The sequence below is a fragment of the Streptococcus sp. 544 genome, assembly GCF_013277385.1.
GTDB classification, from domain to species: Bacteria; Bacillota; Bacilli; order Lactobacillales; family Streptococcaceae; genus Streptococcus; species Streptococcus mitis_BA.
Window position 1 is genome coordinate 41,138 of sequence record NZ_VMMU01000025.1, and the last position, 6,426, is coordinate 47,563.

Annotated in this window: 4 protein-coding genes, 10 tRNA genes and 4 pseudogenes; 5 read left to right on the plus strand and 13 right to left on the minus strand. The window is 35.2% G+C overall.

Going from position 1 to position 6,426, the window contains the following annotated elements; translation table 11 throughout:
• Positions 1-211: 211 nt before the first annotated feature.
• The 3 genes and pseudogenes from HT728_RS09260 to HT728_RS09270 all read right to left on the minus strand — a co-directional run.
• Positions 212-634, minus strand: a pseudogene (locus HT728_RS09260) (transposase); the annotation flags it as partial.
• Positions 635-830: 196 nt separating this feature from the next.
• Positions 831-1,049 (minus strand): annotated as a pseudogene (locus HT728_RS09265) (tetratricopeptide repeat protein); the annotation flags it as partial.
• Positions 1,050-1,112: 63 nt separating this feature from the next.
• Positions 1,113-1,565 (minus strand): helix-turn-helix domain-containing protein, encoded by a 453-nt coding sequence (locus HT728_RS09270; protein ID WP_164226430.1) that lies wholly within the window; start codon positions 1,563-1,565, stop codon positions 1,113-1,115.
• Positions 1,566-1,885: 320 nt separating this feature from the next.
• Here HT728_RS09270 and HT728_RS09275 point away from each other — a divergent pair.
• The 5 genes and pseudogenes from HT728_RS09275 to HT728_RS09295 all read left to right on the plus strand — a co-directional run bounded on the left by HT728_RS09275 (position 1,886) and on the right by HT728_RS09295 (position 5,380).
• Positions 1,886-2,358, plus strand: a pseudogene (locus HT728_RS09275) (hypothetical protein).
• Between the two features lie 40 nt (positions 2,359-2,398).
• On the plus strand, positions 2,399-3,601 hold the full coding sequence (locus tag HT728_RS09280) for a replication initiation factor domain-containing protein (RefSeq protein ID WP_164226431.1): 1,203 nt from the start codon (positions 2,399-2,401) through the stop codon (positions 3,599-3,601).
• Between the two features lie 2 nt (positions 3,602-3,603).
• Positions 3,604-3,990, plus strand: coding sequence for a hypothetical protein (locus HT728_RS09285; RefSeq protein ID WP_164226432.1), 387 nt, complete (start codon positions 3,604-3,606; stop codon positions 3,988-3,990).
• A gap of 59 nt (positions 3,991-4,049) precedes the next feature.
• A complete protein-coding gene (locus HT728_RS09290; RefSeq protein WP_000598356.1) occupies positions 4,050-4,244 on the plus strand; it encodes a DUF3173 domain-containing protein in 195 nt (64 codons plus the stop codon).
• A gap of 3 nt (positions 4,245-4,247) precedes the next feature.
• Positions 4,248-5,380 (plus strand): annotated as a pseudogene (locus HT728_RS09295) (tyrosine-type recombinase/integrase).
• A gap of 72 nt (positions 5,381-5,452) precedes the next feature.
• Here HT728_RS09295 and HT728_RS09300 read toward each other — a convergent pair.
• The 10 genes from HT728_RS09300 to HT728_RS09345 form a co-directional block, all read right to left on the minus strand.
• Positions 5,453-5,536: transfer RNA gene (locus tag HT728_RS09300), tRNA-Leu, on the minus strand.
• Positions 5,537-5,545: 9 nt separating this feature from the next.
• Positions 5,546-5,617 (minus strand) — tRNA-Gln (locus HT728_RS09305).
• Between the two features lie 13 nt (positions 5,618-5,630).
• A tRNA-His gene (locus HT728_RS09310) sits at positions 5,631-5,703 on the minus strand.
• A gap of 14 nt (positions 5,704-5,717) precedes the next feature.
• Positions 5,718-5,788 (minus strand) — tRNA-Trp (locus HT728_RS09315).
• 4 nt (positions 5,789-5,792) lie between these two features.
• Positions 5,793-5,873: transfer RNA gene (locus HT728_RS09320), tRNA-Tyr, on the minus strand.
• A gap of 12 nt (positions 5,874-5,885) precedes the next feature.
• Positions 5,886-5,958, minus strand: a tRNA-Phe gene (locus tag HT728_RS09325).
• Between the two features lie 3 nt (positions 5,959-5,961).
• Positions 5,962-6,035 (minus strand) — tRNA-Met (locus HT728_RS09330).
• Between the two features lie 10 nt (positions 6,036-6,045).
• Positions 6,046-6,135, minus strand: a tRNA-Ser gene (locus HT728_RS09335).
• An 87-nt stretch (positions 6,136-6,222) separates the two neighbouring features.
• Positions 6,223-6,296: transfer RNA gene (locus HT728_RS09340), tRNA-Ile, on the minus strand.
• 35 nt (positions 6,297-6,331) lie between these two features.
• Positions 6,332-6,402, minus strand: a tRNA-Gly gene (locus HT728_RS09345).
• Between the last annotated feature and the right edge of the window lie 24 nt (positions 6,403-6,426).

Sequence of the window (6,426 nt, forward strand, 5' to 3'; positions counted from 1 at the left end):
TGAGTTCCATAACTACATTTTTTAAATCTTATAACCTTGATTTAATAGGGTTTTAAGAATTTTGAATCTTGCAAAATAGGCTTATTTTTCAAATTTTAGTAACTTTTTGGTAACACTTCATACCTTATCGTCCTAAGAGCATCATCAGAGAATAGAGGATATGTCCCAACCGGTCATATTCATACAAAGGTATTCAAAACAAAAGATAACGATCAATTAAACCAGCACACAAAACTTGATTGAGAACCTGTGAAATAATCTCAGAAATGAGCTCTTTATCTTGAAAACGACGGCTGTAATTCTTTCCGTATGTAGTAAAATGAGGAACCTTGTCGTCTAAGGTTAGTCCAAAAAACCAGCGATAAGCCACATTTACTTCAATGTCTTTAATGGTTTGGCGCATGGAGCGAATGCCATAGAAGCATTGAATCAAAGGGGTTTTGACTAACATGACAGGATCTAGACTAGGACGACCATTATCTGGACTATAGGTATCTTCTACCAAATCATAGATAAAGTCAAAATCAACCTCTGAGTCCACTTGTCGAAGAAAGTGATCCTTTGGGACTAATTCGTCTATCATATAGAAACCATATTGGCGTCGATTATAATCTGGTTTTTCTTTGTGAAACATAGGAAATACCTCACAACTCTTCTTAGCTCTATTATACGATTTTGCACAAAGAAAAGCCCTTGGAAACTTGTGTTCCAAGGACTTTGTCTTCAATCTGAGACAAGGATAAAACACCTTGTCTTTTTAAAATACTAGCAACTTAGACTAACATAGTTTCAAAGCAAAAACAAACTAATGTCAAAATCTAAATGCCAAATCATTCATTAATAAATTCCTCAATTTCCTTTATCCCTTCAAACTCTTCAACACTTTCGAAAAGTTCTATAGCTCGTTTGAAATGTCTATTGGATAATTCCGTATCTTCCAAGGCTAAATAGATTTCACCTAACCCTCTATAGCTACAAGCTTGAGAAATCACATCATCAGTCTCTAAAGATTGTTCCAATGACAGATTCATGAATGTAAGTGCTTCATTAAACAAAATTATTCAACAAGAATATACTAATCTCTACTTATTGAGACTTAATCTTATAAACCATCAATCTGCATTAATATAATCATAAACCTCTTTAAAGAGAGTTTGTAATATTTCTTGCTCCTCTTCATCTAAATTATTTTCAGATACTAGATCATCCAAATACTTAGGTAAAGTAGAATAGTTTTTAATTCCATTCATGACAATTGCAAATTTTAGATCATCTAGTTCAGTTTTATTAAACTCTTTTAACTTCTTCAAATCAATTCTAGTGATTGGATGTGGGACAACATCTAGAGTACTATAAATCGTTTTTCCTAATAAATAATCTGTCGTGGTATCAAATAATTTTGCTAATTTGACAACCGCTTCTAAATTAGGCTCTAAAGTTCCGTTTTCCCAACGAGAATAAGTACCTTGTTGTACATCAATCATCTCAGAAACTTGTACCTGTGTTAACTTCTTACTCTTTCTCAGTTCTTTAAGACGATCTCCAAAAGAATTATTATTAAACATTGTATCCTCTTTAATATTCGATTCTGCATATTTTAGCTTGACAAAATATTCTAAACAGTATAAAATAGAATTATTCCATAAGGAATATTTATTTTAAGATTAAATATTCCATTGAGAATATTATAGCATAAAAGGAGGTAAAAGCGTATGTAAATAATAGTCTATTTAAAAATTTTTAATAAAGGAGGTAAGATTCAACAAAATAAAAAAATCTTGAAACAAATGTGCCGTTCGTTCCAAGATCAAAATATAGTATGTAACAATTATACCACAGAAAACTCTTCAGTTGCAGAATAAAATTTCGGAGGGTTCATAAAAAGATGACTAATAAAGAGTTAGTCAATCAAATTTCTGGCCTAAACTCTACCTCTACTCTTAAAAATTGGATTCAACTGATTAAAGAGATAAGTGGCAAGGAATTTAAGAAAATTAAAATTCCTATCAGTAGAAACCAAAGAACTCATCAATTAAGTTATACTGTTGCCTATGACTTTACAGACGAAGACCTTATACAATTTCAAAAGTTAGCTAAACTAAAACTTGAAATAGGTCTAAAAGAGCTATACAAGTCGTATTTGGGAGTATAGCAGATAATGATCATGAATCCCTAAACCAAGTAATAGATGCGCTCTACGATGAACTGAGCGCCTTAAAACAGGAATTTAAGCGAGAAATGCGACTGATAAAAATTGAGAATACCAACCTAAAAAAGAAAATCCAAGATATTGAAGAGTCGATGCAAACCGGCTTACTAGGGTTTGTTCAGAAGAGGTCAAAAAATAGGTCCGGCTAATAGCGAGTTTTCGGCTGAGCCATGAGGCAGAAAGCCGAAAATGAGCGTAGATGCGGACGGACCATTTTTGACCGATAGGGTGTGTAGTAACACCACCCTCTGCAAGTTAGGTGTACCATCGAAAGAATTCAGTATTTCCAAGGGTTTCGGAGATTTTAAGGGTGGCAAAATTAGGCAAAAAGTTGAATCAAAATCTATGGCAAAAAATGAACATTTACGTTCTGTATTTGACTGGATTCAAATTCAGTTTGATAAGACTGAATTTTCGCCAAGAGAAATAATCGAAGACATCCTATTTCTTGACTTTGACCTATTTGTTGAGAATAAGGGGAGCCTTAAATACTATAACTATGATAGCCAGCTTCATTATGGGAATATCCGTATCTACTATGGAGCGAAAGAGTCGTCCTACATGCTTGTCATGTCAGGACAGGCACTCGAGTTCTATAGAGATATGGTATTAGATCCAAATAGTCTGTCCGAAAGACAGTTTCTGAACAACCTCTACTACAATTACAATTACAATCAATTTTCAGTAAGACGAATTGATATTGCAATAGATGATTTTAATGAAACGCCCTATTTCACTCCTAATCAGCTTCTAAAGATTTGTCAGAAGAAACGCTTTCTATATGGAAAAAGCACCTACTACAATACCTACGGAGATGAAACAATCGGCCAGACCTTATATTTAAGAAAACCCAATGATGATGAAAGACTTAGAATTTACGATAAGCGCTTAGAACGAGCTGAGAAGCTCGGCATCAGCAAGCGGTATATAGAAAATTGGATAAGAACTGAGTTAGAACTTAGGAAAGAAAAAGCTCACTACTTCATTCAAGAATGGTTGCATTCAGAAATAGACCTTCTCAACTTTACCAAGGGATATCTCAAGGAAAAAGTGAGGTTCTATAGTGATAGTCACTTCTCAAAACCTTTGAGAACTTGGGAGAAGTTTTTAGGTCACTCAAAACCTGTCTCTATCATTATTTCAAAATCAAAAACAGAACTAGAACAAAAATTAGAATGGTTTACTTATAAAGGTTCAGGGGCTATTCTAAAAGCGTATAAATTTCTATACGACAATAATTTACTGCATGAGTATGAGAAATCTAACTATCTTGCACTCAACAATATGGAATATCCACCAGATTTAGCAAGTGGATTAATAGAAAGGGCAATACTCTTTAAAAGAGAGGATTTGATCCCTACAATCAAAGAAAATATCAAAAGGAGAAATTAACTATGGCAAAAATGCTTTCACAAAATGACTGGAATTTTAATAACATTGGAACAAAATTTGAATTGGATGAAGTCATTCCAAAATTTGAAACGGAAGTCCGAGCTGATGCAAACGGAGAAATTATCAAAAACCGAGATGGTAGCGAAAGACGTTTTAATACCGATAAAATCATTGGTTGGAAATACAATGTAACAATCAAGGATGGACAATTCAAAAAGAAATCAACCCAAGTCTCAGTAGACAATCCAGATGCTTTAGTCGATAATGACTATACCCAAGCAATGGATCAAGTACCAGTTACATTTGACAATTTACAAGCTACTATGATTAGCACGACAATGTATTACAAGGCGGATGCTATCCATTTAGTAGATGTAAAACAAAAATAAGTATAAGACAAGGGGAGTTAATCCTCCCCTTACTTAATCTAATTAGAAAAGGAGATCACATGATTAAAACTGTAACAAAAGATGACCTTATCGAACTTGGATTTGCTCCAGGAACTGCAAGAAAGATTATCCATACTGGCAAATTACTATTAGTGAATCGTGGTTTTAATATCTACGATAACAAACGGATTGGTACAATTCCAGCCAGTGTCGCTGAAGAACTACTAGGAATTGAACTCCAGAAAGAAGCATAATGAATGACTATTCGTAAAACTAAAAGTGGTAAATGGACTGTTGATGTTTCTAATGGTTTCCACCCCATCACACAAAAAAGAATACGTATCATTCGAAAAGGATTAAAATCTAAAAAGGAAGCCCTAGAACTAGAACAACATATTCGAGTTGTAGAATTAAAAGAAAAACAATTTGACTTTGTAGTGACAACGGATATGTTATTCGACTTACTTGAAGAAGATGATTTGAAAAATGGCAGAAAAGTAAGCTACACAAGTACACAAAGAAACAATTATGAGCGTCATATTAAGCCTTATTTTAAAGATACAAATTTAAATAAATTAACGTATGACCATATATTCGAATTTCGTGAATACCTAAAAACAAAACCTAAAAAACAAAATGAAAAGGAAACATTAAGTTATAATACAATTAATAAAATTCTAATTCTACTTAAAAAAATTTTTGATACTGGTATAAGAAAATCCCTCATTGATAAAAATCCTGTTGAGAATCTGAGAAAATTACCAATTAGGAAGCCTAATATCAAATTTTGAGTATAGAAGAATTCACGAGATTTAGAGAACTTATTCGAGATGATGAAATAAGCTATGACCTGTTTTTCGTAATTGCTTTCTTTACTGGGATGAGAATGGGAGAAATCCTCGCATTAAACTGGAATGATATAAATCTTTTAACAAATACGATTTACGTTACCAAAACGGTATACTTTGTCAATAATACAAGCTACATTAATACAACAAAAACACGTTCAGGAACTAGAAATATTACAATAAATCAGAAATTAGTAGAAATGCTAAAAGATTGGAAAGTAAAACAAAAAGAAAAACTTGAGGAATTTACGAAAAATACAGACGAACTACAAATAATACAGAGTACACCAATAACAATTACAAAAAATATGATTGATAAAAAGTTTAAGCAAATACTAGAAAGGGATAAAGATTTAAAGAAAATAAGAATTCATGATTTGAGACACTCTCATGCATCATTACTAATAAATCAAGGAGAAGATTACCTTATTGTCAAAGAAAGATTAGGACACGCATCTATTACAACAACAATTGATACTTATTCTCATTTGTACCCTAGCAAACAGAAAACATTGGCTAATAAACTTGACGATTTATTTTAAAATGGAAAAAATTGGTAACTCAAAAAACAGAGAAAAAAAAGACAAGGTCCGAAAACCTTGTCTTTATTACTATACCGGCGGCCGGGGTCGAACCGGCACGTCCTTGCGGACACTGGATTTTGAGTCCAGCGCGTCTGCCAATTCCGCCACGCCGGCAAATAGTAACTGGGGTAGCTGGATTCGAACCAACGCATGAGGGAGTCAAAGTCCCTTGCCTTACCGCTTGGCTATACCCCAATAATATAAAATAGGCGAGTGATGGGGATCGAACCCACGCATGCCAGAGCCACAATCTGGTGTGTTAACCACTTCACCACACCCGCCATAATTCTATTAACACGGGCAGTAGGAATTGAACCCACACTGAAGGTTTTGGAGACCTTAGTTCTACCTTTAAACTATGCCCGTAAAATGGAAGGGGAGGGATTCGAACCCCCGAACCCGAAGGAGCGGATTTACAGTCCGCCGCGTTTAGCCTCTTCGCTACCCTTCCAAAATATATAAATGGCGCGAGACGGAATCGAACCGCCGACACATGGAGCTTCAATCCATTGCTCTACCAACTGAGCTACCGAGCCTTATTGCGGGAGCAGGATTTGAACCTACGACCTTCGGGTTATGAGCCCGACGAGCTACCGAACTGCTCCATCCCGCGTTAATAAAAAAGGAGGATGTGGGATTCGAACCCACGCACGCTTTTACACGCCTGACGGTTTTCAAGACCGTTCCCTTCAGCCGGACTTGGGTAATCCTCCAAAATAGTTTATACGGGAACAAACCCGTGTCCTCTTAGTGAAGTGAAAAGACAATATTTCAATTCTCTAGTAATGGACTAAACACTATGGGCACGAGTGGACTCGAACCACCGACCTCACGCTTATCAGGCGTGCGCTCTAACCACCTGAGCTACGCGCCCAAGTTAAAAAACTTGGTAATTTAAACAAAGTTCAAAGCGGGTGACGAGAATCGAACTCGCGACAACAGCTTGGAAGGCTGTAGTTTTACCACTAAACTACACCCGCTAAAATGGGAGTTAACGGGATCGA

What these genes read in the sequence shown, in the direction of transcription:
- HT728_RS09270 (WP_164226430.1), bottom strand. Translation starts at nt 1,565, where the DNA reads ATGTTTAATAATAATTCTTTTGGAGATCGTCTTAAAGAACTGAGAAAG.
- HT728_RS09280 (WP_164226431.1), top strand. Translation starts at nt 2,399, where the DNA reads ATGAGCGTAGATGCGGACGGACCATTTTTGACCGATAGGGTGTGTAGT.
- HT728_RS09285 (WP_164226432.1), top strand. Translation starts at nt 3,604, where the DNA reads ATGGCAAAAATGCTTTCACAAAATGACTGGAATTTTAATAACATTGGA.
- HT728_RS09290 (WP_000598356.1), top strand. Translation starts at nt 4,050, where the DNA reads ATGATTAAAACTGTAACAAAAGATGACCTTATCGAACTTGGATTTGCT.